At 62.3% G+C, this 26951-nt stretch carries 31 protein-coding genes; 15 read left to right on the forward strand and 16 right to left on the reverse strand.

The genetic code is table 11. The annotated features are described in order from the left end of the window. The first annotated feature begins 4 nt into the window (after positions 1 to 4). Positions 5 to 892 (forward strand): TlyA family RNA methyltransferase, encoded by an 888-nt coding sequence (locus tag J2X15_RS16990; protein WP_310344945.1) that lies wholly within the window; start codon positions 5 to 7, stop codon positions 890 to 892. Positions 893 to 934: 42 nt separating this feature from the next. Continuing rightward, positions 935 to 1789: a methylenetetrahydrofolate reductase [NAD(P)H] gene (gene metF, locus J2X15_RS16995; RefSeq protein ID WP_310344947.1), complete on the forward strand. Its 855-nt coding sequence runs from the start codon at positions 935 to 937 to the stop codon at positions 1787 to 1789. Positions 1790 to 1821: 32 nt separating this feature from the next. Here metF and J2X15_RS17000 read toward each other — a convergent pair whose 3' ends face one another. Then, positions 1822 to 2712, reverse strand: coding sequence for a 23S rRNA (adenine(2030)-N(6))-methyltransferase RlmJ (locus tag J2X15_RS17000; RefSeq protein ID WP_310344949.1), 891 nt, complete (start codon positions 2710 to 2712; stop codon positions 1822 to 1824). Between the two features lie 109 nt (positions 2713 to 2821). Between J2X15_RS17000 and J2X15_RS17005 the strand changes: the two genes are divergently transcribed. From J2X15_RS17005 to erpA, 6 genes are all read left to right on the forward strand, one after another. Beyond that, entirely contained in the window at positions 2822 to 4501 is a 1680-nt protein-coding gene (locus J2X15_RS17005; RefSeq protein ID WP_310344951.1) for a serine/threonine protein kinase, read from the forward strand. A gap of 174 nt (positions 4502 to 4675) precedes the next feature. After that, positions 4676 to 5146, forward strand: a complete 471-nt coding sequence (gene rplM, locus J2X15_RS17010) for a 50S ribosomal protein L13 (protein ID WP_310344953.1) — start codon at positions 4676 to 4678, stop codon at positions 5144 to 5146. Next, complete coding sequence (gene rpsI / locus J2X15_RS17015; RefSeq protein WP_094477218.1) at positions 5143 to 5535, forward strand: 30S ribosomal protein S9; 393 nt, start codon at positions 5143 to 5145, stop codon at positions 5533 to 5535. The genes rplM and rpsI overlap by 4 nt, the downstream gene beginning before the upstream one ends. 88 nt (positions 5536 to 5623) lie before the next feature. Beyond that, complete coding sequence (locus J2X15_RS17020) at positions 5624 to 6352, forward strand: DUF6776 family protein (RefSeq protein ID WP_310344956.1); 729 nt, start codon at positions 5624 to 5626, stop codon at positions 6350 to 6352. A gap of 18 nt (positions 6353 to 6370) precedes the next feature. Next, on the forward strand, positions 6371 to 6766 hold the full coding sequence (locus J2X15_RS17025) for a bactofilin family protein (protein WP_310344959.1): 396 nt from the start codon (positions 6371 to 6373) through the stop codon (positions 6764 to 6766). Positions 6767 to 6828: 62 nt separating this feature from the next. Beyond that, a complete protein-coding gene (erpA, locus tag J2X15_RS17030) occupies positions 6829 to 7194 on the forward strand; it encodes an iron-sulfur cluster insertion protein ErpA (RefSeq protein WP_310344961.1) in 366 nt (121 codons plus the stop codon). Positions 7195 to 7214: 20 nt separating this feature from the next. Here the strand turns inward: erpA and J2X15_RS17035 are convergent, their stop codons facing one another. Together J2X15_RS17035 and J2X15_RS17040 are read right to left on the reverse strand one after the other, a co-directional pair. Further along, positions 7215 to 8330: an anhydro-N-acetylmuramic acid kinase gene (locus J2X15_RS17035; protein WP_310344964.1), complete on the reverse strand. Its 1116-nt coding sequence runs from the start codon at positions 8328 to 8330 to the stop codon at positions 7215 to 7217. Positions 8331 to 8346: 16 nt separating this feature from the next. Continuing rightward, complete coding sequence (locus tag J2X15_RS17040; protein ID WP_409034299.1) at positions 8347 to 9717, reverse strand: peptidoglycan DD-metalloendopeptidase family protein; 1371 nt, start codon at positions 9715 to 9717, stop codon at positions 8347 to 8349. A 122-nt stretch (positions 9718 to 9839) separates the two neighbouring features. Here J2X15_RS17040 and tyrS point away from each other — a divergent pair, with 122 nt between their 5' ends. Both tyrS and dtd read left to right on the forward strand, forming a co-directional pair. After that, positions 9840 to 11084, forward strand: coding sequence for a tyrosine--tRNA ligase (tyrS, locus tag J2X15_RS17045; protein WP_310344970.1), 1245 nt, complete (start codon positions 9840 to 9842; stop codon positions 11082 to 11084). Positions 11085 to 11093: 9 nt separating this feature from the next. Beyond that, positions 11094 to 11558 carry a D-aminoacyl-tRNA deacylase gene (gene dtd, locus J2X15_RS17050; RefSeq protein WP_310344973.1) on the forward strand — a complete coding sequence of 155 codons (465 nt, stop codon included), beginning with the start codon at positions 11094 to 11096 and terminating at the stop codon, positions 11556 to 11558. 354 nt (positions 11559 to 11912) lie between these two features. On the opposite strand, the gene ybeY is transcribed toward dtd, so the two are convergent. Both ybeY and J2X15_RS17060 read right to left on the reverse strand, forming a co-directional pair. Next, the gene (gene ybeY, locus J2X15_RS17055) at positions 11913 to 12359 is read right to left on the reverse strand and encodes an rRNA maturation RNase YbeY (RefSeq protein WP_409034300.1); all 447 of its coding nucleotides are present in this window, start codon (positions 12357 to 12359) and stop codon (positions 11913 to 11915) included. Continuing rightward, positions 12359 to 13387 (reverse strand): PhoH family protein, encoded by a 1029-nt coding sequence (locus J2X15_RS17060; protein WP_310344976.1) that lies wholly within the window; start codon positions 13385 to 13387, stop codon positions 12359 to 12361. The genes ybeY and J2X15_RS17060 overlap by 1 nt, the downstream gene beginning before the upstream one ends. Positions 13388 to 13496: 109 nt before the next feature. On the opposite strand from J2X15_RS17060, the gene ruvA reads away from it, so the two are divergent. Next, the gene (gene ruvA / locus J2X15_RS17065; protein WP_310344979.1) at positions 13497 to 14069 is read left to right on the forward strand and encodes a Holliday junction branch migration protein RuvA; all 573 of its coding nucleotides are present in this window, start codon (positions 13497 to 13499) and stop codon (positions 14067 to 14069) included. A gap of 51 nt (positions 14070 to 14120) precedes the next feature. On the opposite strand, the gene J2X15_RS17070 is transcribed toward ruvA, so the two are convergent. Then, entirely contained in the window at positions 14121 to 15125 is a 1005-nt protein-coding gene (locus J2X15_RS17070; RefSeq protein WP_310344981.1) for a carbonic anhydrase, read from the reverse strand. Positions 15126 to 15140: 15 nt separating this feature from the next. After that, positions 15141 to 15287 (reverse strand): hypothetical protein, encoded by a 147-nt coding sequence (locus J2X15_RS17075; protein ID WP_310344983.1) that lies wholly within the window; start codon positions 15285 to 15287, stop codon positions 15141 to 15143. Between the two features lie 15 nt (positions 15288 to 15302). Here J2X15_RS17075 and ruvB point away from each other — a divergent pair, with 15 nt between their 5' ends. Then, complete coding sequence (gene ruvB / locus J2X15_RS17080) at positions 15303 to 16370, forward strand: Holliday junction branch migration DNA helicase RuvB (protein WP_310344987.1); 1068 nt, start codon at positions 15303 to 15305, stop codon at positions 16368 to 16370. A gap of 83 nt (positions 16371 to 16453) precedes the next feature. Then, a complete protein-coding gene (locus tag J2X15_RS17085; RefSeq protein WP_310344990.1) occupies positions 16454 to 17695 on the forward strand; it encodes a trypsin-like peptidase domain-containing protein in 1242 nt (413 codons plus the stop codon). Between the two features lie 9 nt (positions 17696 to 17704). On the opposite strand, the gene J2X15_RS17090 is transcribed toward J2X15_RS17085, so the two are convergent. From J2X15_RS17090 to J2X15_RS17125, 8 genes are all read right to left on the reverse strand, one after another. Beyond that, positions 17705 to 19441: a lysoplasmalogenase family protein gene (locus J2X15_RS17090; protein WP_310344992.1), complete on the reverse strand. Its 1737-nt coding sequence runs from the start codon at positions 19439 to 19441 to the stop codon at positions 17705 to 17707. 70 nt (positions 19442 to 19511) lie between these two features. Next, positions 19512 to 19970, reverse strand: coding sequence for a hypothetical protein (locus J2X15_RS17095; protein WP_310344996.1), 459 nt, complete (start codon positions 19968 to 19970; stop codon positions 19512 to 19514). A 14-nt stretch (positions 19971 to 19984) separates the two neighbouring features. Then, positions 19985 to 20635 (reverse strand): histidine phosphatase family protein, encoded by a 651-nt coding sequence (locus tag J2X15_RS17100; RefSeq protein ID WP_310344998.1) that lies wholly within the window; start codon positions 20633 to 20635, stop codon positions 19985 to 19987. After that, entirely contained in the window at positions 20635 to 21225 is a 591-nt protein-coding gene (locus J2X15_RS17105) for a DUF4136 domain-containing protein (protein ID WP_310345001.1), read from the reverse strand. Before J2X15_RS17105 ends, J2X15_RS17100 begins: the two co-directional genes overlap by 1 nt. Before the next feature lie 13 nt (positions 21226 to 21238). Continuing rightward, positions 21239 to 22201 (reverse strand): tRNA 2-thiocytidine(32) synthetase TtcA, encoded by a 963-nt coding sequence (ttcA, locus tag J2X15_RS17110; protein WP_310345003.1) that lies wholly within the window; start codon positions 22199 to 22201, stop codon positions 21239 to 21241. Positions 22202 to 22227: 26 nt separating this feature from the next. Next, a complete protein-coding gene (locus J2X15_RS17115; RefSeq protein WP_310345005.1) occupies positions 22228 to 22599 on the reverse strand; it encodes a dihydroneopterin aldolase in 372 nt (123 codons plus the stop codon). A 7-nt stretch (positions 22600 to 22606) separates the two neighbouring features. Further along, positions 22607 to 23008: a dihydroneopterin aldolase gene (locus J2X15_RS17120; protein ID WP_310345007.1), complete on the reverse strand. Its 402-nt coding sequence runs from the start codon at positions 23006 to 23008 to the stop codon at positions 22607 to 22609. Further along, entirely contained in the window at positions 23005 to 23787 is a 783-nt protein-coding gene (locus J2X15_RS17125; RefSeq protein WP_310345010.1) for an SDR family NAD(P)-dependent oxidoreductase, read from the reverse strand. The genes J2X15_RS17120 and J2X15_RS17125 overlap by 4 nt, the downstream gene beginning before the upstream one ends. 75 nt (positions 23788 to 23862) lie before the next feature. On the opposite strand from J2X15_RS17125, the gene J2X15_RS17130 reads away from it, so the two are divergent. Next, the gene (locus J2X15_RS17130; RefSeq protein ID WP_310345013.1) at positions 23863 to 24984 is read left to right on the forward strand and encodes a class I SAM-dependent methyltransferase; all 1122 of its coding nucleotides are present in this window, start codon (positions 23863 to 23865) and stop codon (positions 24982 to 24984) included. A 21-nt stretch (positions 24985 to 25005) separates the two neighbouring features. Here J2X15_RS17130 and J2X15_RS17135 read toward each other — a convergent pair whose 3' ends face one another. Next, a complete protein-coding gene (locus tag J2X15_RS17135) occupies positions 25006 to 25731 on the reverse strand; it encodes a DnaJ domain-containing protein (RefSeq protein WP_310345016.1) in 726 nt (241 codons plus the stop codon). 184 nt (positions 25732 to 25915) lie between these two features. Here J2X15_RS17135 and J2X15_RS17140 point away from each other — a divergent pair, with 184 nt between their 5' ends. Beyond that, positions 25916 to 26899, forward strand: a complete 984-nt coding sequence (locus tag J2X15_RS17140) for an ROK family protein (protein WP_310345019.1) — start codon at positions 25916 to 25918, stop codon at positions 26897 to 26899. Positions 26900 to 26951 lie beyond the last annotated feature (52 nt).

A 26951-nucleotide genomic window follows, 5' to 3' on the forward strand; every position in this document is an offset into this window, starting at 1 on the left:
CTCCATGCGTATAGACCAACTGCTGGTACAGCGCGGGCTGGCCAGCACCCGCTCGCAGGCCCAACGCCTGATCGCCGATGGCGTGCAGTGGCAGAAGAGGGAAGCGGGCGGCGAGGTCTGGAAACGCGTGGTCAAGAATGGCGACGACGTGCCCGAGGACGCTCGCATCGAGCTTTTGGACGACTCCGAGGCACGCTATGTGTCGCGGGGTGGTCTGAAACTGGAGGCGGCCCTTAAGCACGTGGGCTTGTCGGTGGCGGGGCTGCGTTGCCTGGACGTGGGGCAGAGCACCGGTGGTTTCACCGACTGCCTGCTGCAAGCCGGCGCTCAAGCGGTGGTTGGGGTGGACGTAGGCAGTGCCCAGTTGCACCCGAGCCTGCGCGAAGATGCCCGGGTCTTGTGCGTGGAAAGTGTCAATGCCCGTACCCTGTCTGCTGCAGATTTGATAGCTGCTTACGCAGATAGCACGGGGGCTGAAGGCCAATTTGATCTGGAAGAGGATGGCGCAACCTTTGAAGGTTTCGATGGCTCCGATGACAGCCGTGAGGAGGCCGAGCTAGCCACCTTGCCGCCAGAATTTGCGCCACCGTTTGACCTGCTGGTGGCCGACCTGTCCTTCATCTCGCAAACCTTGGTGCTGCCCGCGGCGGTACCTTTGTTGCGGGATGGAGGCACCTTGCTAACCCTGGTGAAGCCGCAGTTTGAACTGCAGCCGGGCCAGGTAGGCAAGGGCGGCATTGTCAAAGATCCGGCCATGTACGCCATCGTCGAGCAGCGCCTGCGCGAGGCCTGTGCCGAATTGGACCTGACGGTCACCGCGTGGTTCGACTCGCCCATCGAAGGCGGCGACGGTAACCGCGAATTTTTCATTTGCGCCCGCAAGGCGGGCTGAACGCGGGCCCGCGCATGCGTGGCCGGTGAGATGGAGATGCTGATGTTGATCAACGACCGAATTCCGCTGAGTCTGGAATTCTTTCCCCCCAAAACGCCCGAAGGCGCGGAAAAGCTGCGTGGCGTGCGCCAGCAGCTGTACGCGTTGGGGCCCGATTTTTGCTCGGTCACCTTTGGTGCGGGCGGTTCCACGCAAGAGGGCACCTTCGGTGCGGTGCGTGAGATCCTGGCCGAGGGCGTGAGCGCGGCTTCGCACTTCTCGTGCATCGGTGCCACCAAAAACACCGTGCGCGATCAGTTGGCCATCCTCAAAGCCATGGGCGTGAAGCGCCTGGTCGCTTTGCGTGGCGACCTGCCCAGCGGCTACGGCGCGGGCGGCGAGTTCCACTACGCCAGCGACTTGGTCGCCTTCATTCGCGCCGAAACGGGCGATGACTTCCATATCGAAGTGGCGGCCTACCCCGAGGTGCACCCCCAGGCCAAGTCACCGGCCCATGACCTGCAGGCTTTTGCCGCCAAGGTCAAGGCTGGTGCCAACTCGGCCATCACCCAGTATTTCTACAACTCAGACGCCTACTTCCGCTTTGTGGAAGAGGTGGATGCACTGGGGTTGGAGGTGCCTGTGGTGCCCGGCATCATGCCTATCTCCAGCTCCACGCAGCTGATGCGCTTTTCGGACGCCTGCGGTGCCGAAATCCCGCGCTGGATTCGCTTGCGCCTGCAAAGCTATGGCGACGATGTGGCCTCGATCAAGGCTTTTGGGTTGGAAGTGGTGACCGATTTGTGCGAGCAGTTGCGCGCAGGCGGCGCCCCCGCGCTGCATTTTTACACCATGAACCAGAGCGCAGCCACGCTGGCGCTGTGCCAAAACCTGGGGCTGGTGCCCACGGTGCAATAACGCGGAATCGCTACGCCCGGAGAGAGGCGGTATTAGCCGCCCGACTCCAGCGTTGACGTGGCATTCGCGTCTTGTTTGAGCAATTCCACCATCTGCGGCAAGGCGTCTTTCAACGCGGCTTTGAGCGTGTGGGGTGGGTTGATCAGGAACATGCCACTGGCTGGCAGACCCGGGCGTACCACTTCGCCTTCAGCGTCCTGCAGCAGCTTGCTGGACTTCACGGTCAGCGTGGCGTGCAGCCAAGACTTGCCTGATTTGTTGGCCAGGGTCTTGAGCTTCTTGGGCAAGTCGTGTGCCTCGGGGCGTGGAATGATGGGGTACCAGACAGCGTAGGTGCCGGTGGCAAAGCGCACCATGGCGTCTGCCACCATGGCTGTGACACGGGCGTAGTCGTTCTTGACTTCGTAGCTGGGGTCGCATAGCACCAGCGCGCGGCGTGAGGGTGGCGGCAAGAACTTCTTCAGCCCTTCAAACCCGTCTTCGCGCAGGATGGCCACTTGGCGGCCCGCTTCAAGCTGGGCGATGTTCGCCATCAGGGTTTTGGTGTCGGTGGGGTGCAGCTCGAACAGTTTGAGCTTGTCGCGGTCACGCAGCAGGCTCTGGATGATGAATGGCGAGCCGGGATACACGCTCCAGTGGTTGGTGCTGTTGAAGCCTGCCACCATGTCCACATAGTCTTGCAGGGCGGGCGCAAACGGCGTTGCGGGCTTGGTGGCAACCAGTTTCAGGAAGCCCTCGGCGGCTTCCTCGCTGGTTTTGGCGAAATCGCCATCCAGCCGGTACAGGCCTGCACCCGCATGGGTGTCGAACACGTTGAGCGCGGTATCTTTTTGCGTCATGTGACGCAACACCGCCAGCAATACGGTGTGTTTGAGGACGTCGGCATGGTTGCCGGCGTGAAAGGCGTGGCGGTAACTGAACATCCCCTATGATACCTACGCAAGGCCAGCCGCCACAGGGCGGGATGTTGGAAGCGCGGCCTGAAAATAATATTGTGTAGAGCCTGAAGCTCTTTCCTACTGTTGCCACAGCATGAGTGATACCACCACCCAGCCCAGCGAGCCTGCGGCTTTGCCCCTGGGCCACATGGACGCATTGCCGCCCGGCACGATGCTGGGCGAGTTTGAGCTGCAGGCGTTGCTGGGTGTGGGTGGCTTTGGCATGGTGTACCGCGGCTACGACCATTCGCTGCACCGCCCCGTGGCTATCAAGGAGTACATGCCATCTGCATTGGTAGGGCGTGGCACTGACTTGTTGGTGTCGGCCCGCTCTACGGCCGACGCCAAGCCCTTCCAGGCCGGTTTGCAATCCTTCATCGCTGAGGCCCGGTTGCTCGCCCGTTTTGACCACCCCTCGCTGGTCAAGGTGTACCGCTTTTGGGAAGCCAACAACACGGCCTACATGGCCATGCCGCTGTATGAAGGCATCACCCTCAAGGAAGCCCGTCGCCGCATGAGCGGCCCGCCTTCGGAAGAATGGCTGCGCCAGGTGCTGTGGTCGGTTCTGGAGGCACTGCGCGTGCTGCACGACAACGACACCTTGCACCGCGACGTATCGCCAGACAACATCTTTCTGCAGAACCTGGGCCCTCCGGTGCTGCTGGACCTCGGCGCTGCGCGCCGTGCGCTGATGGACTCCAGCCAAAAGCACACCGCCATCCTGAAGGTGAACTACGCGCCCATCGAGCAGTACGCCGATGCGCACGACCTGCGCGAGGGGCCGTGGACGGATCTCTACGCGCTGGCCGCCGTGGTGCATGGCTGCCTGTGCAATGAGCCACCGCTGCCCGCTACCTTCCGGGTGGTACGTGACCGCATGCCCGCTTTTGCCCAGGTCGCCAAGACCGCAGAAACGCATTTTGGCCAGCTGTATTCGCTGGCGTTTGTAGAGGCCGTGGCCCATGCCCTGACCATAGAGCCAGCAGGACGGCCTCAGAGCGTAGACGCCTTTGCACAAGAAATGGCACTGCAGGTGCCAGCCGATATGGCGCGATTTGATTGGCACCAGGGTTTGGGGCCTTCCATCACGCTGGAGGAGCGTGGGGTGGCATCGGTGCCGTTGACCACCGCCTTACTAACCACGCAGCCAGCGCCTCAGCAGCACACCCAGCCGGTAACGTCCAAGACCTCGCGGGCTTCGGCCAAAACGGTACGAGTGCCTCCTCGTGCCAAGCACAAACCCGATGTAGTGGCTGCTATCGCTCCACGCAAGACGGCCCCTTCGGGGTGGTGGATTGCCGCCGTTGTGGCGTTGGTCGTTGGGGTGCTGGCAGCTGCTGTCACGGTAGGCATAGGTCATAAACCGACGCCGCAGGCAGCAATCGTAGAGCCGGAAAAATCCGCGACACCAGCGGAAATCGTTCCCGTAACGGAAGTGCCAGTGCCCGCAGCGGGACCCAATGTCGCGGCCTCCGCACCTCGCAATGCGTCCGCGGCCTTGGCCAAACCTGCAACGGCTGCCGTCGCAGGGGTGGCCGCAGACAAGCCGGTGGTGGTCAAGCCCAACCGGGCAGAACCCAAGCCCTCCTCCGCCCCGTCCGCCCCCCCGGTGGTTCAGGTGGCGCCGGTAGAGCTGTGCCCCGATGCCACGGTCCTCACCAAAACCATGTGCGTCTACAGGGAATGCCTAAAACCAGAGCACGCGCAGCTACCGGTTTGCATTGCCGACCGCAAGCGCTGGGAGAGTCAGAACAACCGGGCAGTCCTTCCCTAAAAAGGGGATATTTGCCGATTGGCGGGGCTTTTTGTATAATCGTGGGCTTCGCAGCGCTTTTGTGGCTCCGCGGCGAAGGCTTTTCACGAAGTACCCCCACCTAAGAGATTCCCATCAGAGGAACGCCGACCGTGGAAAAGAGCCCGCCAAACCCTCCTTTAAAAGAGAAATCTCATGTCTACTTTCAGCGCAAAACCCGCTGAGGTCGTGCACGAGTGGTTTGTGATTGACGCGACCGACAAGGTCCTCGGACGAGTAGCCAGCGAAGTTGCTCTCCGTTTGCGCGGCAAACACAAGGCCATTTACACGCCTCACGTCGATACAGGTGACTTCATCGTCATCATCAACGCAGCCCAGCTGCGCGTCACAGGGGCCAAGACCCTGGACAAGGTGTACTACCGTCACTCGGGTTACCCCGGCGGTATCACAGCCACCAACTTCCGCGACATGCAAGCCAAGCACCCTGGCCGCGCTTTGGAAAAAGCCGTCAAGGGCATGTTGCCCAAGGGTCCTCTGGGCTACGCCATGATCAAGAAGCTCAAGGTGTACGGTGGTGCTGAGCATCCCCATACCGCCCAGCAGCCCAAAGTTCTGGACATCGCTGGTATTTCTGCCAACGCAGTGAAGAGAGAGGCCGCCCAATGATCGGTGAATGGAACAATGGCACCGGCCGTCGCAAATCCAGCGTCGCCCGCGTGTTTCTGAAAAAAGGCTCCGGCCAAATCGTGGTGAACGGCAAGGCCATCGAAAAGTTTTTCGGTCGCGCAACGTCCATCATGATCTGCAAGCAGCCCCTGCTGTTGACCAACCACGCTGAAACGTTTGACATCATGGTCAACGTCGCTGGTGGCGGTGAGTCCGGCCAGGCTGGTGCAACCCGCCACGGCATTACCCGCGCTTTGATCGACTACGACGCCACACTCAAGCCCGTCTTGAGCCAGGCTGGCTTCGTGACACGCGATGCGCGTGAAGTCGAACGTAAGAAGGTCGGCTTCCACGGCGCTCGCCGTCGCAAGCAGTTCTCCAAGCGTTAATCGCCGCAACATTGCGTTGCAAAGCAACAGCCGCCAGAGTGCAAATTCTGGCGGCTGTTGTCTTTTCGGCTGCTAGACTTCGCCCTCCATGAGATTCCGCCTGCTCCGCCGCCGCCTCACCATCAGTGCGCCACGCATGGCGGTACGCAGCGCATTGCCCTGGCCGTTTCGCTGGGCCGTGTTGGCCATCGTGCTCGGGTTTTGCTCGGCCATCGGCCTGTGGGCGTTTGAGTTTGGCAAGGACATTGCCGGGCTGGACAAAGGCTCCAAGGAAGAGCTGATGCAGTTGCGTACCGACGTGGCTACCTTGCGCGCCGAGCTGACGGATGTCAAAACCGAGCGCGACCAAGCCCAGTCCATTGCCAATACCGCCGACACCTTGGTCACAGCCGAGAAGGCCTCGCACGAGAAACTGCTGGCGCAGGTCAAGCAGTTGGAAGCAGAAAACCGGGGCTTGCATGACGACCTGGGCTTCTTTGAGAAGCTGATTCCAGCGGGTGCGGTCGAAGGTTTGGCGATTCGTGGTCTGCAGGCGGAGCTCAGTGCTCCCGGAACGTTAAAATGGCAAGTGCTGGTCATGCAGCCGGGCCGCAATACGCAAGAGTTCACAGGTCGTTTGGAGTTGACTTTTGCGGGAACGGTGAATGGCAAACCCTGGTTCGCAACCTTGCCGGATGGGGCTATCCCCATCAAGATCAAGCAGTACGGACGCATGGAGGGCGAGTTGGCGCTTCCTCCTCAGGTGCTTGTCAAAAGTGTGTCAGCGCGGGTTCTTGAAGGTTCATCGGTCAAGGCGACCCAAACCCTCAAGCTGTAATGTTTACAGAGGTTCACCATGTTCAATAAGAAAAAGCAGCCCCCCATCAAAAGCTTGATTGCCGAAGGCACGCAAATCGACGGCAATATGGCCTTCTCGGACGGCCTGCGGGTCGATGGCGTCATTGTGGGCAATGTGATGGCCAGTGATACCGTGGTCAGCATTCTGGTGATTTCCGATTCCGCTAGCGTGACCGGTGAAATCACCGCCGACCACATCATCATCAATGGCACGGTGAAGGGGCCTATCCACGCCCGCCACATGCTGGAGTTGCAGCCCAAGGCGCGCATTGAAGGCGATGTGGAATACGCCGCCCTGGAAATGCACCAGGGGGCGCTGATTTCGGGCCAGTTGCGCCCGCTGCTGGGTGCAGAGGAAAAACCCACACTGAAATTAGCGGCAAATAACCAGTAAAAAGAATTCCCGAGCGAATTCCTGTACTATTTGCAGCATTCTGATACCGACCGGAGTCCCCCATGAGCGCAGTTGCCGAAAACATCCAGACCGAAATGCCTTCCCCCATTCTGTTTACCGACAGCGCGGCGGCCAAGGTGGCGGACTTGATCGCCGAAGAGGGCAATCCTGATCTGAAACTGCGCGTGTTCGTGCAGGGTGGCGGTTGTTCCGGTTTCCAGTACGGTTTCACGTTTGATGAAATCACCAACGAAGACGACACCACCATGACCAAAAATGGCGTGTCTCTGTTGATCGACGCGATGAGCTACCAGTACCTGATGGGCGCAGAGATTGACTACAAGGAAGACCTGCAGGGCGCACAATTTGTGATCAAGAACCCCAACGCCACGTCCACCTGCGGCTGCGGTTCTTCTTTCTCGACCTGAGGTCTGCCAAGCCCTGCGATTTACGCAGGGTAAATTGCACCGAGTATGCGGGCGCCCAGAGCGCCCGTTACTTTTTGCAGACTGGCTGTCTGGCGCAGGCAGGTCTGGCGGGCCAGCCAAGCAAAGGCGCTGGCTTCCACCTGTAGGGGGGGCAAGCCCTGGGCTTCGGAGGATTCCACTGCGCATCCCGGCAGATGGTGTGCCAACCTTTGCATTAAATGGGTATTGAAGGCACCACCACCGCAGACCACCAGGGTCTTGCAGTGCGGGGCGACCTTGCGCAGGGCTTCTGCACACGACCGGGCCGTTAGCTCTGTCAATGTGGCTTGCACGTCTTGCGGTGATACACCGGTCACCTTTGACAAACAGCGTGCCAGCCACGCGGCGTTGAACAGGTCGCGTCCCGTGCTTTTGGGAGGTGGTTTCGCGAAGAAGGGTTCATTGAGCAAACTCGCCAACAAGGCCGCGTGCACCTGACCACCGGCAGCCCAGCTGCCCGCATCGTCAAAAGCCTGGCCGATATGGGTTTGGCACCAGCCGTCCATCAAGGCATTGCCTGGACCACAGTCAAAGCCCTGCACGGGCGCATCCGCAGAATGATCCAACACCGTGATATTTGAGATACCGCCAATATTCAGTACGGCCATTGCGCAACCGTCTTGCCCGAAGAAGGCTTGATGAAAGGGTGGAACCAGCGGGGCGCCTTGACCGCCGGCTGCCACATCGCGGCTGCGGAAATCGGCGACCACGTCGATGCCGCAGAGTTCGGCCAGCAAGGCGGGTTGGTTCAGCTGCAGGGTGTAGCCCGTGCCATCAAACTCTTGCGGGCGGTGTCGCACGGTTTGTCCGTGGGCGCCTATGGCTCGAACTGCGGACTTCGGCGTATCGCCATCCCGCAGCAAGTTGGCGACCACTTCGGCGTATACCCTCGCCAAGCCGTTGCCAGCCAGGGCGGCACGGTGGAGCTCGTTGTCAGCAGGGGTGTTCAGGGCCAGCAACTCTGACTGCAACGCCGCAGGCAGGGGGGCGCTGCAGTGCTGCAGCACGCGCATGCGTCCTTGGGAAAAATCGGCCAGCACGCCGTCCACACCATCCATCGAGGTGCCGGACATCAGGCCAATGAAGAGCTCGGACACAGCGCGGCTCGTGCGCTTATTCGGCGCTGCTTGGGCGCAGCTGGGCCGCGGCGGCCAACTGGGCGCGCACGCCCATGGCGGCCTGGTCGAACTGGGGCTTGAGCGCCGCGGTAACGGGCACAGATTCGCTCTGGCGTGCAATCGTCAGTGGGTCATGGTGTACGCCGTTGACGCGGAATTCAAAGTGCAGGTGCGGGCCGGTGGCCCAGCCCGTGGAGCCCACGGCGCCAATGTTCTGGCCCTGCGACACGTTCTGGCCTTTTTTGACATTGATGCGGCTCAGGTGGGCATACACCGTAGTTTGGTTGTTGCGGTGCTTGACCATCACCACATTTCCAAAGCCGTTTTGCACACCCGCAAAGTCCACCACGCCATCAGCCACGGTGCGCACAGGGGTGCCTGTGGTGGCTGCGTAATCCACGCCCAGGTGGGCTTTCCAGGTTTGGAGAATCGGGTGAAAGCGCATGCTGAAGCCGCTGCTGATGCGCGAGAACTCCAGTGGCGAGGCCAGAAACGCGCGGCGCAGGCTTTCACCGGCGAGCGTGTAGTAGCTGCCCTTGGTCGTGCCTGCAACGGCGGCGGTGGGGTCGCGGAACCACATGGCTTGGTGGGCCTTGCCTGCGTTCACGAACTCGGCGCTCAGCACGCGGCCGGAGCGCAGGGGTTCACCATCGCCTTCCAGTGTTTCATACACCACGGAAAAGCGGTCGCCCTTGCGCAAGGCGCGGTGGAAGTCGATGTCGCCGGAAAAGATTTCAGCCATCTGCACGCCGATGGAGTCGGGCAGGTGGGCGTCGTCGGTGGCAGCAAACAGCGAGGTCTGGATCACGCCGCTTGCCAGGCGCGTGGTGGCCACCAGCGGCAGGGTTTCCAGCTGGGCCTTGAAGTCGGCGCCATCTTTGGTCACGCTCAGGCGCTTGAAGGTGCCATCGTCCAACGGGCTCCAGCGCGCAGTGAGGGCGGTCAGTCCTTGCAACTCGTTCACTTCGGCGGTCACGTTGCGGCCCGCGCGGCCCAGCAACTGCTGTTGCACCTGGGGGTTGGCGCGCAGAAAGGCGGAGGCTGCGGGGTCAAACACGCCCAAGCGCTTAAGCAGGCTGTCGGCGGTGTCGGTGGAGCGGGTGACTTCCGAGCGGTACAGGCGCAGCGCCTGTTCGGGCAAGGCCATGTCCAGTGGCGCGGCGGGCAGGGCCTGCACGGCCTCGACCACGGTGCGCACGGGAAAGTCAGATGCATCGGGTGCAAAAGACGCTACGGCGAAAGCGCCGCCGGTGCCGCCTACCAAAAGGGCGGCAAGAGTGGCGGTGATGCGTTGGGGGTGGCGCTGGGCCAAGTCACGTGTGTACGCAAAGCAAGCCTCTACGGCTTGGGTCAATCCGTGTTTCAAAATCTGGAACTCCGATGGATGGTGCGGCACGACTAAAATCCAGCCGCTGGCAACGAACACGTTGCAGGAGAGAGCCCGCAGTATAGCGGCGGCACCTCCCCCAGCAACCAGAAAAAACCCTTATGAATCAAGCCTCAAGCCCCCAAATTGTTGTAACCGACCGTGTGCGCGAGGCCCTGGCGGTGACCCTGCGCGGCGTGGACGAATTGCTGCCGCAAGACGAGTGGGTCAAAAAACTCGCCAAATCGGAAGCCACCGGCACGCCGCTGCGGATCAAGCTGGGGCTGGACCCCACCGCGCCCGACATCCACATCGGCCACACCGTGGTGCTGAACAAGATGCGGCAATTGCAAGATCTGGGCCACACGGTCATCTTCCTGATTGGCGATTTCACCAGCATGATTGGGGACCCCAGTGGCCGCAACAGCACCCGCCCGCCGCTGACGGCCGAGCAAATCAAGGTCAACGCCGAAACCTACCGCGCACAGGCCGACAAGATTCTGGACCCGACCAAGACCGAGCTGCGCTACAACAGCGAATGGAGTGACCCGCTGGGCGCCCGCGGCATGATCCAGTTGGCCAGCCGCTACACCGTGGCCCGCATGATGGAGCGCAACGACTTCCACGACCGCTTCAAGGCCGGCACTCCGATTGCCGTGCACGAGTTTCTGTACCCGCTGATGCAGGGTTATGACAGCGTGGCGCTGAAGAGCGATCTGGAACTGGGCGGCACCGACCAGAAATTCAATTTGCTGATGGGCCGCACGCTGCAGGCCGAGTACGGCCAGGAGCCGCAGTGCATCTTGACCATGCCGCTGCTCGAAGGCCTGGACGGCGTCGAGAAGATGTCCAAGAGCAAGAACAACTACATCGGCATTTCCGAGGACGCCAACACCATGTTTGCCAAGGTGTTGAGCATTTCCGACGTGCTGATGTGGAAGTGGTACACGCTGCTAAGTTTCAAGAGCGAGGCGGACATCGCCAAGCTCAAGGCCGAAGTGGAAGGTGGCCGCAACCCCAAAGACGCCAAGGTGGCGTTGGCCAAGGAAATCACTGCGCGCTTTCACAGTGCCGCCGCCGCCGATGCCGCCGAGCAAGACTTCATCAACCGCAGCAAGGGCGGTGTGCCGGACCAGATCGACGAGATCAGCCTGCCGCTGGGCGAAGGAGGGGCAGCCCTGGGCATCGGTGCCTTGCTCAAATCCGCAGGCTTGGCGGCTTCGAGCGGCGAAGGCAATCGACTGATTGATGGCGGTGGTGTGCGCATCGACAGCAATGTGGTGAGCGACAAGGGCCTGAAGTTGGGCGCCGGTACCTATGTGCTGCAGGTGGGCAAGCGCAAGTTCGCCCGCGTGACACTCGCCTGACCCCGCGCCATGCTGGCCTTGGTGCAACGGGTGCGACGCGCCCAGGTGACAGTGGATGAGGCGGTGGTGGGTTCCATTGGTCGCGGTCTGCTGGTGCTGGTGTGTGCCGAACAGGGTGATACCGAGGCGCAGGCGGACAAGCTCTTGGCCAAGCTGCTGAAGCTGCGCATCTTCAGCGACAGCGCGGGCAAGATGAACCTCGCGGTGCCGGACCTGGATGGTGCGGGCACGGTGGGGGGCTTGTTGCTGGTGAGCCAGTTCACGCTGGCCGCAGACACTTCGGGTGGCAACCGGCCCAGCTTTACCAACGCGGCTGCTCCGGCAGAGGGGCGGCGTCTGTACGACTACTTCGTGGCCCAGGCGCGTGTGGTGCACCCTATCGTGCAGACTGGAATTTTTGCGGCTGACATGCTGGTGGAGCTGGTTAATGACGGGCCGGTGACCATTCCTATGCGGGTGGCGCCCTCTGTCTGATTGCTATTAATTTGGTAGCTGCTTGCGCAATGTTTGCGGGGGCTAGGGGGCTCAAAGGCTTGTGAATCGTTTGGTTGGTGGTTGCCCGCGAGAGAAGGGGCTTGGCGTTTTGCTTCGTGTCCCCCGCCCGCTGTGCGGGCTCCTCCTTGACCTACGCAAAACGCCAATCCCCTTCTCCCGCTTGACGCATCGGAAGACCGACACCCACGACGCGTGTGTTTGTGTGAACTAGCCCGTAGGAGCAGTGGGGCCGCGCATTTTGCGTAGGTCAAGGAGGAGGCCGAAGGCCGGGGGACACGAAGCAAAATGTGCGGCCCCGCTGCTCCGGAGCAAGAGCCCAAGAGTCCCAAAAGCTCAATAAGGATTCTTGAATCCCAAGCGCGCCATGATCTCGGTCTCGCGCAGTTCCATCACCTCCGCGTCCTCGTCCAACTCATGGTCCCAGCCCTGCGCATGCAAGGTTCCATGGACGATCATGTGGGCGTAGTGCGCCTCCAGTGTCTTCTTCTGCTCCTTGGCTTCCTTGGCAATCACCGGCGCGCATAACACCAGATCGGCGGTCACCACGGGGTCTTGCGTGTAGTCAAAGGTCAGCACATTGGTGGCGTAGTCCTTCTGGCGGTACTCGCGGTTCAAGGTCTGGCCTTCTTCGGCGTCAACGATGCGCACGGTGATCTCGCCGTCCACTTCCAGCGTGTTGCGAATCCAGCGGATCACCTTGTGGCGCTTGAGGGCGGCGCGGTGTTTGTCGGCGTCCTTGACCTTGCCGAATTGCAGGGAGAGGGAGAGTTCGGGCAGCATCAGCGCGCTTTCGGAGATTTAGATTTTGGGGAACGTGTTTTGGGCAGGCCCACGCGGGGCAGTTCGGGCTCGGGGTCGGGGATGGCAATGCGCGGCAAATCTTCCAACCGAGCCGCATCGTAAGCATCCACGATGCGGGCCACCAGCGGGTGCCGCACGATATCGGCGCTGGTCAGGCGGGTGATGGCAATGCCGGGGGTGCGGCGCAAGATGCGCTCGGCATCTACCAAGCCGCTGAGCTGCGTTTTGGGCAGGTCAATCTGGCTCACGTCGCCAGTGATCACGGTCTTGGTGCCAAAGCCCACGCGTGTGAGAAACATCTTCATCTGCTCGGGCGTGGTGTTCTGCGCCTCGTCCAGGATGACAAACGCGTTATTCAACGTGCGCCCGCGCATGAAGGCCAGTGGCGCAATCTCCAGCGCTTGCCGCTCGAAGGCTTTGTGCACCTGGTCGTAACCCATGAGGTCGTAGAGCGCGTCGTACAGCGGGCGCAGATACGGGTCTACTTTCTGGTTCAAATCGCCGGGCAAAAAGCCCAGGCGCTCACCCGCTTCCACGGCGGGGCGGGTCAGCACAATGCGCTGCACCGCGCTGCGCTGCAAGGCGTCCACGGCGGCGGCCACGGCCAGGTAGGTCTTGCCGGTACCGGCAGGGCCAATGCCGAAGGTGATGTCGAACTCGGCGATGTTGTCCAGGTACACGGCCTGGTTCTGGCTGCGCGGCTTCAGGTCGGCGCGGCGGGTGGCCAGGGTGGGGCCGTCTGCACCGTCCGGACCACCGTTGCCGCTGAGCATGAGCTGCACGGTGGATGCGGCGATGGGGCGGCCAGCGATTTCGTACAGGGCTTGCAGCATCTCCATGGCGCGCTGGGCTTTGGCCTTGGCGCCTTCCACCTTGAATTGCTCATGCCGATGGGCAATGCGCACCTCCAGTTCGCGCTCGATGGTGCGCAGGTGCTCGTCGGTCGGGCCGCACAGGTGCGAGAGGCGTGTGTTGTTCAGCGGGGTGAAGATGTGTTTGAGAATCAAGCTGATAATCCGGCAGGGCTAAGGGGCGCCAAGGCTGGCGTTACCCTGCATTGTCCCCAATGTTCGGCCCACAGGCCACACCCCGCGTTACAACCCCAGGCAAAAGACGATGATCGGCAAACTCACAGGCACCCTCAGCGACAAAAATCCTCCGCAGGTCATCGTGGACTGTGGCGGTGTGGGCTACGAGGTGCAGGTGCCTATGAGCACCTTCTACAACCTGCCGGCCGAGGGCCAGAAGGTCAGTTTGCTGACCCATTTTGTGGTGCGTGAGGACGCGCAAATCCTCTACGGCTTTGGCAGCAGCAGCGAGCGCGAGGCGTTCCGCGAACTCATCAAGATTTCGGGTGTGGGCCCACGTACCGCGCTGTCGGTGCTCTCGGGCATGGACGTGGCGGACCTGGCACAGGCGGTGACGCTGCAGGAGGCCGGGCGCCTGGTCAAAGTGCCGGGCATTGGCAAGAAAACCGCTGAGCGCCTGCTGCTGGAACTCAAAGGCAAGCTGGGGGCGGACATTGGCGCGCCACTGGGCGCCGCCAGCGATGCGCAGGCCGACATCCTGCAGGCGCTGTTGGCGCTGGGCTACAGCGACAAGGAAGCCGCAGCCTGTCTGAAGGCCCTGCCCAAGGATGTGGGCGTGAGCGACGGTATCAAGCTGGCGCTGAAGTCATTGGCAAAATAGGCCGCTAGCCCCCGCCGATAGTGCGCAAGCAGCTACTAAATCAATAGCGGATTACTGGGCTTCGCGCACCGGGCGGCCATTCAGTGCCTGCACTGGGCGCGCATTGTTGGCGTAGAGCTGGGTGAACAGCTTGTATTGCGCACGGCTGATCTGCATGGGCTGCTTCAGCACGGTCCATAGCACGCCTTCGGTACACGGCGGCGTGGTCAGTGAGCCCATGAACTGGTAATAGCGCTGGTCGGTGGGCAGCAGCTCGTTGAGGTTGAGCAGCTCGCGCGGCATGCGCACGCGGTCGTTCACCTCCAGCGGCATATAGGTCCACACCTTGTCGATCAGCGGGTTGGCCACGCCGGGCTCCAGCAGCACGGCCACCACGGCCAGCTGTCCATCATCATTTTTGTGGACCAGGTGCGCCACCATGGCAGCACGTTTGCCGTTCACCTGTTCTTCGGATGGGGTGTGGAAGTGGAACTGCAGCAGCTTGTAGCGCGAGCCGCGTACGGTGATGGTGTTGTCGCCCTGCACATCGACCTGGATGGTGTGGCCGTTGTTGAGCACGGTGCCATTGCTGGCCGTGTAGTTGAACAGCAGCGGTTCGGCCGGGCCTTGCAGGGTGTTGCCGTCCTCGATGTTGATGGGAGACTGGCGTTTGCCCAGCGCGCAGACGTTGAAGTCGGGTTTGAGCTTGCCCCAGGCCTGTGGGCCTACGTCGCCTTCATAGGCCCAGTGCACCTCGCCGCCATGGGCTTCTGCGCCCGTCTTGGCGGCCTGGCTGGCTGCGGCGTGGGCGGGCGGGCGGCGGCTGGCAGAGGCTGCCCCTGCTGGTCCCGTACCGCTGACGGTGATGGTGAGTTTCTTCTTGGGGGCCACGCCCAGTGCCTCGCGCAGCTGGTCGCCCACCTCTTTGGCGTTGGAGGCGCTGGTGGCCTGGATATCGACCGCAGCGGGCTTTTTGGCTACCGCGGGTTTGGTGGCGGGCACCGCGTCGTTGGCCCCCACCGTGGCGGAACCCAGCGCCAGGGCCAGCAGCAGGAAGTAGGGGGAGCGGGTGGGCATGGCTGGCGCTGCCTTTCAGTCGTGCAGAAACGTAAATCCAGGCCCGGGCGCGCCAGACAAGGAGGGGATATCCTGCATATCGGCACAGTGGCGGTGCTTCTTGAGCGTGGACGGTGCCGCGCTATAGTGGGCACCCACCCCGGGTTTTGTGATTTTCAGCATGGATAGGCCTCTTTCGTGAGCATTCAGACCGACGACTTTTCTGTTCCACCCCCTGCCGCGCCGCGCATGGTGTCTGCCGCGCCGGTGTCCAGCAGCGAAGAGGCGATCGAGCGCGCGCTGCGCCCCAAGCTGTTGGACGAGTATGTGGGCCAGGCCAAGGTGCGCGAACAGTTGGAGATCTTCATCGGGGCGGCCAAAAAACGCAACGAGGCGCTGGACCACGTGCTGCTGTTCGGCCCGCCTGGTTTGGGCAAGACCACGCTGTCGCACATCATTGCCCATGAACTGGGCGTGAACCTGCGCCAGACCAGCGGCCCGGTGCTGGAAAAGCCCAAAGACCTGGCCGCGCTGCTGACCAATTTGGAAAAGAACGACGTCTTGTTCATTGACGAAATTCACCGTCTGTCGGCCGTGGTGGAGGAAATCTTGTACCCCGCGCTGGAGGACTACAAGATCGACATCATGATCGGCGAGGGGCCTGCGGCGCGCTCTATCAAACTCGATCTGCAGCCCTTCACGCTGGTGGGTGCCACCACGCGCGCGGGCATGCTGACCAACCCGCTGCGCGATCGCTTTGGCATCGTGGCGCGGCTGGAGTTTTACAGCTCCGAAGAGTTGGGGCGCATTGTCAAACGCAGCGCCGGACTCTTGGGCGTGCCCATGGAAGAAGAGGGTGGTTTTGAGATTGCCCGCCGCTCGCGCGGCACGCCACGCATTGCCAACCGCCTGCTGCGCCGCGTGCGTGACTATGCGGAGGTGAAGGGGGACGGCACCATCACGCTGGACATTGCCAACCGCGCACTGGCCATGCTGGACGTGGACCCGCAAGGCTTTGACCTGATGGACCGCAAGCTGCTGGAGGCCGTGATCCACCGCTTTGACGGCGGCCCCGTGGGGCTGGACAACATCGCCGCCAGCATTGGCGAAGAGCGCGAAACCATCGAGGATGTGATCGAGCCCTACCTGATCCAGCAAGGCTATTTGCAGCGTACGCCGCGCGGGCGCATTGCCACACTGGCGGCCTACCGGCATCTGGGTGTGACGGCGCCCGCAGCTCCGGCCGTAGACCTGCTGGGCGACTGAAGCAGCGCCCGGCAACGGGTGCTTGACTCTGGAACTCCGCAGGCGCACGATGGTCCAAGGTCTATCCACCCTGGAGGTTGACCATGGACGCACTACCGACCCCAACGGAGTTGTTCCTGCCCCGCACCCGCGGACCGTGGTCTGCGCCGGCAAGCTTTGCCCGGCCATTGGTACGCGGACCTGTGAGAACGTCTACCCGCGCTGACTGCGCGGCGCGTCGGCATTTGCGACGGGCGCTGTGGGTGGTTCTGTGCGTAGCGGCTGTGTTGGCGGGCATGGGCGTGCAAAGCCTGTACACGGCCGACCTGGCAGAGCGCCTGGCGCAGGCGCAAGCACGCGTCAATGACCTGGACCAGAACCTGCAGACCCTGCGGGCGCAAGCCTCCACCCATGATGACGTGGAGTCACTGCGCAGTGTCATGGGACATGGCTTTGATGGCACGGCGGCTCGTGTCAGTGCGGTGGAATCCGGTTCAGTGGCACCCGTGGTGTCCCGGGTGGCTAAATCGGTGGCGTTGATTCAGGCGCGCTATGTTCTGATCGATCCGCCTACTGGCCGGCCTTTGCGGCTGGTACTTGTCAAGGGCAAACCGCAGATGGGGGCCGACAACGAGCCCCGCCTCACCTTGTCCGGACAGGGGCCTATCTACATGTTCCGCTCCACTGGAACGGCCTTTGTGGTCGACGCGCAGGGTACGCTGGTGACCAACCGCCATGTCGCTTTACCGTGGGAGCAGGGCGTGGCGATGCAAGCCATGCAAAGCTTCGGCGTGCGGCCCATGGTGTTGGAGTTGCGCGGTTTTCTGCCTGGCACGGTGGAGCCGTTTGCCGTGTCAGTGGCGGGGGTGAGCGCCACCCATGACCTGGCGCTGCTGCGTGGCAGTGGTGCCGCACTGACGGCGGAGCCGCTGACGATGTCCACACTGCCCCCCTCGCCCGGCGATGCGGTGTTGGTGCTGGGCTACCCCACGGGACTGACGGCATTGATCGCGCGGGCCGACAAACGCTTTGTGTCCGGCTTGCGCCAGCAGGCCGATATGAATGACCAAAAAGCGGCGGACGCATTGGCGCAAGCCGGGCTCATCCAGCCGTTGGTCAGCCGCGGCATCGTGGCGCAGGTCAGCGCCGCCGCGGTGGTGCACGACGCCCAGACCACGTTTGGCGGCAGTGGCGGCCCGGTGCTCAACCTGCGTGGCGAGGTGCTGGCCATCAACCGGGCGATTCTGGCGGGCTTTGGCGGTGCGAACATGGGCGTGCCCGTGGGCATGGCCAGTGAACTGATGCAGGCCGAGAGTGAGGCCCGCAAGAAGGCTGAGCAGCCTTGAATGCGGCGCCTAGTGGCGCTGCGGGCTCTGCACGTTGTGCACGATGAGCAACTGGGCTGCGTAGTAAGTCAGCAAAATCCAGAACGAGGCCAGTGGCACGGGCGTGAGGAATTTGTTCACTGCAATCAGCGAGTCGCTCAGCATGAACACGCAGGCACCCACGGCCACCCAGCGGGCGGCTGCGTCACTCTGCGCTGTGGCGCGGCCAATGGCTTGCGCCGCCATCAGCGAGATCACGCACACGTAGGCCGCCACCGCCCCTTTGAGCACCGGGTCGCCCAGGCTTCCCCACAGCGTGGCGTACATCACCGCGCCAAAGGCCAGCACATAGACCAGCGCTGTGCGGCTGGGGAACCAGGCCTGCCCTTGGCGGAACAGCGCGATGTAGAACAGGTGCGCCACCAGGAACGAGGCCAGACCGGGGATGAAATAGTTGCCGGGCAGCATGAGGAACACATCGCCCACCAAAGAAAACACCAGTGCACCGATCAGCAGCGCCGTCGGTGTAATGCCAAAAAGTCCGCTGGCCCCTGGGGAATATGCGCGAGCAGCTACAAAAATGATAGCAAGCGCCATTGCCAGAGGCTTGGTGACGAGGTAGTAGGGCAGCAGGCCCATGGCCCCCAGCGTAGCAAGGGCTGCGGCCTCCATCACCAGCACCTCCAGCGCGCCCAGGCGATGCTGCATGAAGCGGCCCAGCGCCCACATGGCGGCTGACAGGGCCACGCAGCCCGCGGCCGCGTCGGCAAAACTCAGGCTGTCGGCCACCCACAGGTAGCCAGCCACCGCACCCAGCGCCAGCACAAACTGCAGGCCGGCAAACCACTGCTGGCCCCGGGTCAGTGGCGGGTCGTAGGTGTGCACCTGGTCCAGGGTGAACGCAGGTTTGGGATGGGCGGCTGCCAGGTCCGCCGGTTGCCAGCCTGGTGGCTTGAACCAGACGCGCAGCTTGTCGGCCCAGCGCCGGGTGGCCCAGCTGTCCTTGACCAAGCCCCAATAGACGTCGGCATTGGCCCACAGCGGGTCCCAGCTGTTGAGCGGGCCGCGCGTGCCGTAGACGCAGGGTTCCTGCTCTTCGGTGAAGGTGCCGAACAGACGGTCCCATAGCACCAGAATGCCGCCGTAGTTTTTGTCGATGTACGGGTCATTCACCGCGTGGTGCACCCGGTGGTTGCTGGGTGAGCAGAACACGCGGTCAAACCAGCCCAGCTTGCCCACCTGTTCGGTGTGCACCCAGAACTGGTAGAGCAGGTCGATGAGCGCGACGATGCCAAAAATCAGTGGCGGCACGCCAGCAATCGCCATGGGGATGTAAAAGATCCAGCCGAACAGGTGGCCGCTGCTGGTCTGGCGCAGTGCAGTGGAAAGGTTGTAGTGCTGGCTTTGGTGGTGCACCACATGGGCGGCCCAAAACAGCGCCACCACGTGGCCGGCACGGTGCAACCAGTAGTAGCAAAAATCGTAAAACACCAGCGCCAGCACCACGCCGTACCAGGTCTTCCAAAACTCCAGATCGGGATACAGCGCCACGGCACCAAACACGGCGGTGTAAATGCCAATGCTGAGCACCTTGGTCAGCACGCCGCTGACTTGGCTCAGGATGCCCAGGCTGATGCTGTTGATGGCGTCATTCAGGCGGTAGGCCCGTGCGCCGGGCACGCGGGCATTGGCCCGGCGGCTCCAGGCAAATTCCAGGGCGATCAGCAGCAGGAAGACGGGTGTGGCGAAAACGATGACCTTGCTCATGCCCGTATTTTTGCCGAGCAAGCGCTTGGTGCCGAGCGGGACAACCCTAGTTCGGCGTAGAGGGAGCTGACTACTTTGCGCGGAAATCGCGCCACTGCACCCGCGCAAACCAGGCACAGACCGCACCCAGCGCCAGCCAGAACAGCAGCGAGCCCCAGGAAATATTCGGGTAGCTGAAGGCCGCGCCCAGCACGGCCGTGAGGCTGATGAGGAAGCCCAGCCCCGAGAGCAGCACAAAGACCAGGGCCAGGACGCGTTCTATGCCCGTCTTCACGGTGGCCACGGCCTGCTGGGTCTGCTCCCAGGCTTCGGCCGCATCGGCCAGTGGGCTGCGGTCTTGGGCGGCCAGGGCATCGGCCACATTGGCCTGGGTGGCCAGCGCCGCAAAGTCGCCCTTGGCGGGTCGGCTCGCGCGCTTGCGCCACCAGAGCAGGCCAAACAGCGCCACGAGGGCCGCAAGGATGAGGCCCGCGTAGAGCAACTGGTCCTGCCACGGGACCGAGTTGGCGTGCAAGATGTAGTGGCCCATATCGGTCTCTCGCGTCAGGTGGTGGATTCGTCCAGCGCGCTGTCGTCCAGGTGCCGGGTATCGGCCCAACCCACCAGCGTCAGGGCGTCAGGCGTCCACAGCAGGCGGTTGATGGCGGCATTGCCCAGTTCCCAGGTGCGTGCGGCATGCAGCTCCTGCTGGGTGGCCAGGCGGTAAAGCATGTCCATCACGCCACCATGGGCTACCAGCACGATGTGTTCGCCCAGGTGCTGCTGCGCAATCTCGTTCAGGGTCAGGGCCACACGTTCACGTAACTGCAGCGGGGTTTCTCCACCGGGGGGCGCAAAGTGGGGGTCGCGCTGGCGCCAGCGCCTGGATTCTTCGGGCCATTTTTCGGCAATGTCAGCCCAGGTCTGGCCCTCAAAACTGCCAAAGCCGCGTTCGCGCAAACCCCGGTGCAGTCGCACGGCTCGCGCGTGGGGGTTGTGCGCATGGCGCGCAATGGCTTGGGCGGTGGTGTGGGCGCGTGTCAGGTCGCTGCTGTAGACGCAGTCGATGGTCTCCTCCGCTAGCGCCGCACCTACACGTTCAGCCTGCCACAAACCGCGTTCGTTGAGCCCAATGTCCAGCTGGCCCTGGATGCGGGTGTCTACGTTCCAGGCGGTTTCGCCGTGGCGCACGGCAGTGATACGGGTGGCGGCCATCAGCGGGTGTCTTTACCAGGGGCTGGCAACTCCACCACGACTTTGTGGGCACCAGGTTGGGGGTAGTTTTGGAGGGCGGCTTCCAGCATGGGCGGCAGCAGGTTCAGCGTGTCGCTCCAGGGGCTTTCAAACACGGCAGAGGTCTCGTACGCGACCTGGCCGTTGGCGGTGTCGCGCAACAGCAGGTGCACGCGGTGGCGCACCCAGGGCGGGTCCATGTCCAGCAGCGCGCGTTCGTACCACAGGCCATTGGTCCCCAGCACTAGGCCGAAACGGGGCGGGCGTGCGTAGGGGTTCTGCATGCCCTCGACACCCACGCTCACCTGCACCAGATAGCGCGGTGCGGTGTCACTGCGGTGCAGCCCGGCGTTGGCCAAGGCTTGCTCGGTCATCGCCTCAATGCGGTTTTGCACACCATTGGCGGCCTGCGACGGCAGGCGTTCAAACCGATAGCTGGCGCCGCTGACTACAGGGGTGGTGCCGACAAAGCTCTGCACATCGCTGTCGATCATGCGCGAGGTGGCGCAGCCCACTAAGAGCAGTGCGACCAGCGTGAGTCCCCAGCGGCGGAGCGCAACGAGCATGGGCATGGTGATTCCTTTCCTACAGACTGACGACCTGCAGCCCCGGCAAACCAGGCAGTCCGGGCAATGCCGGTGCAGGGAACTCCTCCGCGTCAAACGCCTTGTCACCCTCTTCGTCGGCCTCACCCGTGGTCTGGATGTTCTTGAAGTCGTGCTTGGTGTGGTCCATCAGGTGCGAGGGCACCACGTTTTGCAGGGCGGTAAACATGGTCTCGGCCCGACCGGGGTATTGCTTCTCCCAGTCACGCAGCATGTTGCCGATCTGCACGCGTTGCAGGTTGGTTTGGCTACCACACAGGGTGCACGGAATGATGGGGAACTGTCGGTGTGCTGCCCAACGGATCAGATCTTTTTCTGCCACATAGGCCAGGGGGCGAATGACAATGAATTCCCCGTTGTCGCTGGCCAGCTTGGGCGGCATGCCCTTGAGCTTGCCGCCGAAGAACATGTTCAAAAAGAAGGTTTGCAACATGTCGTCGCGGTGATGGCCCAGCGCGAGCTTGTTGCAACCCAGCTTGCGTGCCACGTTGTACAGAATGCCCCGGCGCAGGCGGCTGCACAGGCTGCACATGGTCTTGCCTTCGGGGATGTTCTTCTTGACGATGGAGTAGGTGTCCTGCGTCTCGATGTGGTACTCCACGCCCAGGTTCTTCAGGTACTCGGGCAGGATGTGGTCGGGGAAGCCTGGCTGTTTTTGGTCCAGGTTGACCGCAACGATTTTGAAGTCGATAGGCGCGCGCTGCTGCATCTTCAGCAGGATGTCGAGCATGCCGTAGCTGTCCTTGCCACCGGACATGCAGACCATGACGCGGTCGCCTTCCTCGATCATGTTGAAGTCCATGATGGCTTGGCCCACCTGGCGGCACAGGCGCTTTTCGAGCTTGTGCGTTTCGCGCTCGATCTTCAACTCTTTGTTCCGATTGGCGACGGCCTCATTGGCTTCCGCGGTCTCGTTCTCGTCTTCAACCCACACTGCACTCATAGTTTTCTCCGTTGCGCCATTTGCGCTTACCACTGGCCGGTTTCCATGCGGATGGCCACTTCACAATCGTCAAAAATTTCCAGCTTTGCAATCTTCACGCGCACCCCCAGCACGCCAGGCAGTTGCATCAGGCGGTGCGAGAGTTTGCCAATCAGGGTTTCCAGCAAATTCACATGTTCGGCCGTGCACTCGGCAATGATGATCTGGCGCACCTTGCGGTAGTCCAGCACATGGTTGATGTCATCGTCGTGCGGCAGCAGGGGCTGGGTGCCCAGGCTCAGTTCGGCGTCCACCTGAATGGGCTGGGGCGCGGTTTTTTCCGATTCCAGAATGCCCAGATTCGCGTCGAAACGCAGGCCCGTGAGGGTCAGGGTTTGGTGGCCGGTATGGGCCTTCATGCCTTCTTCACGCATTGGCGCCTTTCATGCGAAATACTTCAACGCCTACGCCCGCACAGTCGGGGTACACGTCCGGTTTTTGGGTAGACAGGCGCACGGCCCGCACTTGTGGATGGGCCAGCAACTGGGCCGCCAAGTCATCGCACAGGGTTTCCTGCAATTCCACATGGCCCTGGGCAATGCGTGCGGCGATGATTTCACGCACAAAGTCGTAGTCCACCACCTCGGCCAGCTTGTCGGCCTTGGGCGTGGTGCTGGCATAAGGCACAAACAGCTCTACGTTGAACACCAGGCGCTGGGATACGCCCTTCTCGAAATCGTGCGCACCGATCTGCACGGGTACCACATGGTCACGCAAAAACAGGCGGCGGCATTCCACGGCCAGGGTGTCGAAGATGCGCTCGCTCATGGCGCGACTCCATTGGCGGCGGGCACCATGAACATCACGTCGCGCGCCAGCGGCACCAGGTGCTGTCCGTTGTCTACTGCAATGGTCACGCCGCTGATGCAAGGGTTCTGGGCCAGGAACACGCAGGTGGCGGCCACCTGGGCCGGGTCCAGCGCACGCTGCATCAGGTTGATGCGGGCCGCTTGGTCAAAATTGTCCTGGGTCTGCGGGCCGCTCAAAAACATGAGGCCTGGCGCCACACCGCACACGCGGATGGCCGGTGCCAGTGCCTGCGCCTGCAGTGCCACAGCGCGTTCCAACGCCAGCTTGGTCACGGTGTACGAAAAATAATCGGGGTTCAGGTTGAAGACCTTCTGGTCCAGCACGTGGATGATGCTGCGTGCACCGGCGGGTTCGTCTGCCGCCGTTTGCGCCATCAGGCTGGACAGCGACAGGGGTGCGAGCAGGTTCACCTCGATTTGCTGGCGCGCGCCTTTCACATCCATGGCTTGGCCGCTGTCGGGCTCAAAGCTGGAGGCGTTGTTCACCAGGCAGTGCAGCGGCCCGGACTTGGCTGCTATCTCCTGCACCATGGCGCGGCGGCTGTCTTCGTGACCCAGGTCGGCCTGGATGGCATGGACCTCGTGCCCTTGGGCGCGCAGGCCGGTGCACAGTGCCTGCGCCGCGTCGGCGCTGCGCTGGTAGTGGCACCAGACTTCCCAGCCTGCTTGCGCAAACTGGGCGCAGAGTAGCGCACCCAGGCGATGGGCGCCACCGGTGACGAGTACGCGTTTAAGCACCAAATAGTCCTTGAGCAGAATGGGGGTGAGGGGGCAAGATAATCCTTGGCTTTACCAAACACGAGACCGTTGTTCATGTTCACTGCCGAAAGCATTCCGGCCAGCCTGACCCGAATTATCGCGGATGCCATCGAAAAAGCTGGCGGTTGGCAGGGTTTTGACGCGTTTATGGGCCAGGCCCTCTACACGCCGGGCCTGGGCTACTACGCCAACGGCCTGTCCAAATTTGGCCAGATGCCGCAGGGCCTGCGCAGTGCCGAGGGCCTGGCGGGGGCTGGCAGCGACTTTGTCACCGCGCCCGAAATGACCCCCCTGTTTGGCCAGGCGCTGGCCCGCCAGGTGGCGCAGGTGCTGGAGGCAACTGGCACCGACGAGGTCTGGGAGTTCGGTGCCGGCACGGGCGCCCTGGCCTCGCAACTGCTGGCGGCCCTGGGCGACCAAGTGCGCCGCTACACCATTGTGGATCTGTCCGATTCGCTGAAAGAGCGACAGCGCGCTGCTTTGGCACCGTTTGGCGACAAGGTGGTGTGGGCTACGGAACTGCCCACCGAGCTGCGCGGCGTGGTGGTGGGCAACGAGGTGCTAGACGCCATGCCGGTGCAGTTGCTGGTGCGCAAGGGCGGAGTCTGGCATGAGCGCGGCGTGGTGGCAGCGCAGGGCGCCCTGCAGTGGAGCGACCGCCCCACCGCCCTGCGGCCCCCGGTGGAGATTGAGGGCGCGCACGACTACCTGACCGAAATCCACGCCCAGGGCGAAGCCTTTGTGCGCACGCTGGCTGATCGTTTGGTGCTGGGGGCCATTGTGTTGCTGGACTACGGTTTTCCGGAGAGTGAGTACTACCATGTACAGCGCCACATGGGCACCGTGATGTGCCACCGGGCGCACCAGAGCGACCCCGAGCCGCTACTGGATGTGGGCCTCAAGGACATCACCGCCCACGTGAACTTCACTGGCATCGCGCTGGCCGCGCAAGACGCTGGGTTGGATGTGCTGGGCTATACCAATCAAGCCCATTTTCTGATCAACTGTGGTCTGGTCGAAGCCATGCAGGCCGCGCCCTTGCCGCAGCGCGTGGCGGCCCAAAAGCTGATCATGGAGCACGAGATGGGCGAGTTTTTCAAGGTGATTGCCTTGGGCCGCGGGGTGGATGCGCCTTTATTGGGCTTTGCCCGCGGGGACAAAACCCACCGCTTATAGCGATTTAGTCTTCGACCGTGCTCAGCACGGAAAGCGCCGGTACTGTTGGTAGCACAGTTCGCGGATGCGCTGTTGGTCTGCAGCAAGCCGTCTTTGTGCTTCGTATACCCGCTGGCGCTCTTCGGATTTGGCTTCCGATTCCTTGCGCAGTTTTTCCCGTTGTAGCGCGTCGGCTTTGCGTTGCATGTCGGTCTGCGCCATTGACTCTGCCAACATGGCGCTCCTTAGGCTATTTGAGGCATCCGCCGCCATCTGCCGCTCACGCGCCTTGTTTTCCGACTCTTGGCGGGCGAGCCTTTCCTCTGCGCGCCTGCGTTCAGCATCTTCCAGCGCTAGGGCTTCTGCTGCTAGCTTTTTTTCTTGAAGAATGGTTGCCTCTTGCGCTGCACGGGCCTTGTCGCGTGCATGGGCCATATAGCCGCCAATAGCGAACATCGATAGCACCACTAGAGTACCGACATACAAAAAATTGGTGTACCACGGCGGCGGCACTTCTTCCATAGCTATCTTGGGTGCGGACCGTGGGCGATTGACGTAGCTCTGCAGTTTGCGGTCATGCGCTGCCCGCATTTGCTCATTGGAAAGGATCTTGTAGGCTTCGCGTATAGCGATTTGCCTGGGGATAACGTCGGGATCCCGCGCCATCTTTGCGTGGCTGTAATGATCCAGCGCATCTTGCATCGCTTGGGTAATTTCTTGCAAAGTGGCGTTCCCAGGAACGCCCAAGACCTTGTACGCAGAATCCATCTGAAATATTCCCCCCTTAGCGATCACTGTTTTATTTTGTTACAGATCATATAGGGCAATTTGGCTTCTGCGCCTCTGGGGCGGGGCTGGTAACTTGGCGGTAACGACCCATTCCGGTTGCACGTTAGTATCAGCCGCCCGTTGTAATGACCCACCGACGGCCCCTTTTTTGAACGAGACAACCATGCACACAACCTCTTCGGACCTTTTGGTGAAACTGCCTCCCGGTGCGGCCCCGGTGGCCTGCGTGGATATTGGGGGGACCAAGGTGGCTGTCAATATGGCTGACACCGAAGGCGTGCGTGGCAAAGTGTCTGAGCCGACGTGCAAGGAAGGCAATAACGACGCGCTGGCCTTGCAGATCATTCGCATGATTGGCGAGAGCTGCGCGCTGGCTGGCATTGCCGTGGGCGATATTTCTGCCGTGGGCGTGGCCACTTGCGGCCCGTTTGTCATCAACCAGGGCATGGTTGAACTGGCAGGCCCCAACATTTGCGGCGGCCTGGCTGGCAAGGCGCGTGGGCTCCCCAATGACTGGAACACTGCGCTGCTGGAGGCTCCGCTAAAGGCAGCCTTCCCCAACGTGCGGGTGGAGAACGACGGCGTGGGCGCGCTGGAGGCAGAACGCCGCTGGGGCGCACTGCAGGGACTGGACAACTGCGCCTATGTGACCTGGAGCACCGGCATTGGCATGGGCCTGTGTGTAGACGGGCACATCCTGCGTGGCAAGAACGGCAATGCGGGCCATGCGGGCCACACCTTTGTCATCAGCAATGACGACGCCTTGTGCGGCTGTGGCCTGGTGGGGGATGTGGAAGGTCTGGTGGCTGGCAATGCCATTCCGCGTCGCTTTGGCGCCCAGGGTTTTGCCGATGCTGCTACGCTTTTTGTAGCTGCTCGCGCAGGAGATGCGGGGGCTACAGCCATTGTGGATGATCTTTGCACGGTGATGGGGCGCACGCTGTTCAACATGGTGGCTACGCTGGATTTGCAGCGCGTCAGCGTGGGCGGCAGCGTGTTCTGGCACAACCGCGACTACCTGCTGCCCAAGCTGCAAAACTACCTCAAGGGCAAGTTGCCGGCCCTGACCAATGGGGTCGAAATCGTGCCCGCTGGCCTGGGCGAGAAGGTGGGCGATTACGCCGCACTGGCATTGGTTGTGCCCTGACATCTCCCGGTTTTTGCCCTTTTTGGGGCACCTAGGGAAACTCCTAGTAGTT

The sequence above is a fragment of the Rhodoferax saidenbachensis genome (genome assembly GCF_031457975.1).
In the GTDB taxonomy this organism is placed as follows: domain Bacteria; phylum Pseudomonadota; class Gammaproteobacteria; order Burkholderiales; family Burkholderiaceae_C; genus Allorhodoferax; species Allorhodoferax saidenbachensis_A.

Coding starts and splice junctions, on each gene's coding strand:
- J2X15_RS17090 (WP_310344992.1), bottom strand. CDS start 19,441: ATGAGCAAGGTCATCGTTTTCGCCACACCCGTCTTCCTGCTGCTGATC.
- J2X15_RS17025 (WP_310344959.1), top strand. CDS start 6,371: ATGTTCAATAAGAAAAAGCAGCCCCCCATCAAAAGCTTGATTGCCGAA.
- J2X15_RS17005 (WP_310344951.1), top strand. CDS start 2,822: ATGAGTGATACCACCACCCAGCCCAGCGAGCCTGCGGCTTTGCCCCTG.
- rplM (WP_310344953.1), top strand. CDS start 4,676: ATGTCTACTTTCAGCGCAAAACCCGCTGAGGTCGTGCACGAGTGGTTT.
- ruvA (WP_310344979.1), top strand. CDS start 13,497: ATGATCGGCAAACTCACAGGCACCCTCAGCGACAAAAATCCTCCGCAG.
- erpA (WP_310344961.1), top strand. CDS start 6,829: ATGAGCGCAGTTGCCGAAAACATCCAGACCGAAATGCCTTCCCCCATT.
- dtd (WP_310344973.1), top strand. CDS start 11,094: ATGCTGGCCTTGGTGCAACGGGTGCGACGCGCCCAGGTGACAGTGGAT.
- J2X15_RS17070 (WP_310344981.1), bottom strand. CDS start 15,125: ATGCCCACCCGCTCCCCCTACTTCCTGCTGCTGGCCCTGGCGCTGGGT.
- J2X15_RS17100 (WP_310344998.1), bottom strand. CDS start 20,635: ATGGCCGCCACCCGTATCACTGCCGTGCGCCACGGCGAAACCGCCTGG.
- J2X15_RS17120 (WP_310345007.1), bottom strand. CDS start 23,008: ATGAGCGAGCGCATCTTCGACACCCTGGCCGTGGAATGCCGCCGCCTG.
- tyrS (WP_310344970.1), top strand. CDS start 9,840: ATGAATCAAGCCTCAAGCCCCCAAATTGTTGTAACCGACCGTGTGCGC.
- ybeY (WP_409034300.1), bottom strand. CDS start 12,359: ATGCTGCCCGAACTCTCCCTCTCCCTGCAATTCGGCAAGGTCAAGGAC.
- J2X15_RS17075 (WP_310344983.1), bottom strand. CDS start 15,287: ATGCTGAAAATCACAAAACCCGGGGTGGGTGCCCACTATAGCGCGGCA.
- J2X15_RS17085 (WP_310344990.1), top strand. CDS start 16,454: ATGGACGCACTACCGACCCCAACGGAGTTGTTCCTGCCCCGCACCCGC.
- J2X15_RS17115 (WP_310345005.1), bottom strand. CDS start 22,599: ATGAAGGCCCATACCGGCCACCAAACCCTGACCCTCACGGGCCTGCGT.
- J2X15_RS17020 (WP_310344956.1), top strand. CDS start 5,624: ATGAGATTCCGCCTGCTCCGCCGCCGCCTCACCATCAGTGCGCCACGC.
- J2X15_RS17105 (WP_310345001.1), bottom strand. CDS start 21,225: ATGCCCATGCTCGTTGCGCTCCGCCGCTGGGGACTCACGCTGGTCGCA.
- J2X15_RS17000 (WP_310344949.1), bottom strand. CDS start 2,712: ATGTTCAGTTACCGCCACGCCTTTCACGCCGGCAACCATGCCGACGTC.
- metF (WP_310344947.1), top strand. CDS start 935: ATGTTGATCAACGACCGAATTCCGCTGAGTCTGGAATTCTTTCCCCCC.
- J2X15_RS16990 (WP_310344945.1), top strand. CDS start 5: ATGCGTATAGACCAACTGCTGGTACAGCGCGGGCTGGCCAGCACCCGC.
- rpsI (WP_094477218.1), top strand. CDS start 5,143: ATGATCGGTGAATGGAACAATGGCACCGGCCGTCGCAAATCCAGCGTC.
- J2X15_RS17095 (WP_310344996.1), bottom strand. CDS start 19,970: ATGGGCCACTACATCTTGCACGCCAACTCGGTCCCGTGGCAGGACCAG.
- J2X15_RS17140 (WP_310345019.1), top strand. CDS start 25,916: ATGCACACAACCTCTTCGGACCTTTTGGTGAAACTGCCTCCCGGTGCG.
- J2X15_RS17135 (WP_310345016.1), bottom strand. CDS start 25,731: ATGGATTCTGCGTACAAGGTCTTGGGCGTTCCTGGGAACGCCACTTTG.
- J2X15_RS17130 (WP_310345013.1), top strand. CDS start 23,863: ATGTTCACTGCCGAAAGCATTCCGGCCAGCCTGACCCGAATTATCGCG.
- ttcA (WP_310345003.1), bottom strand. CDS start 22,201: ATGAGTGCAGTGTGGGTTGAAGACGAGAACGAGACCGCGGAAGCCAAT.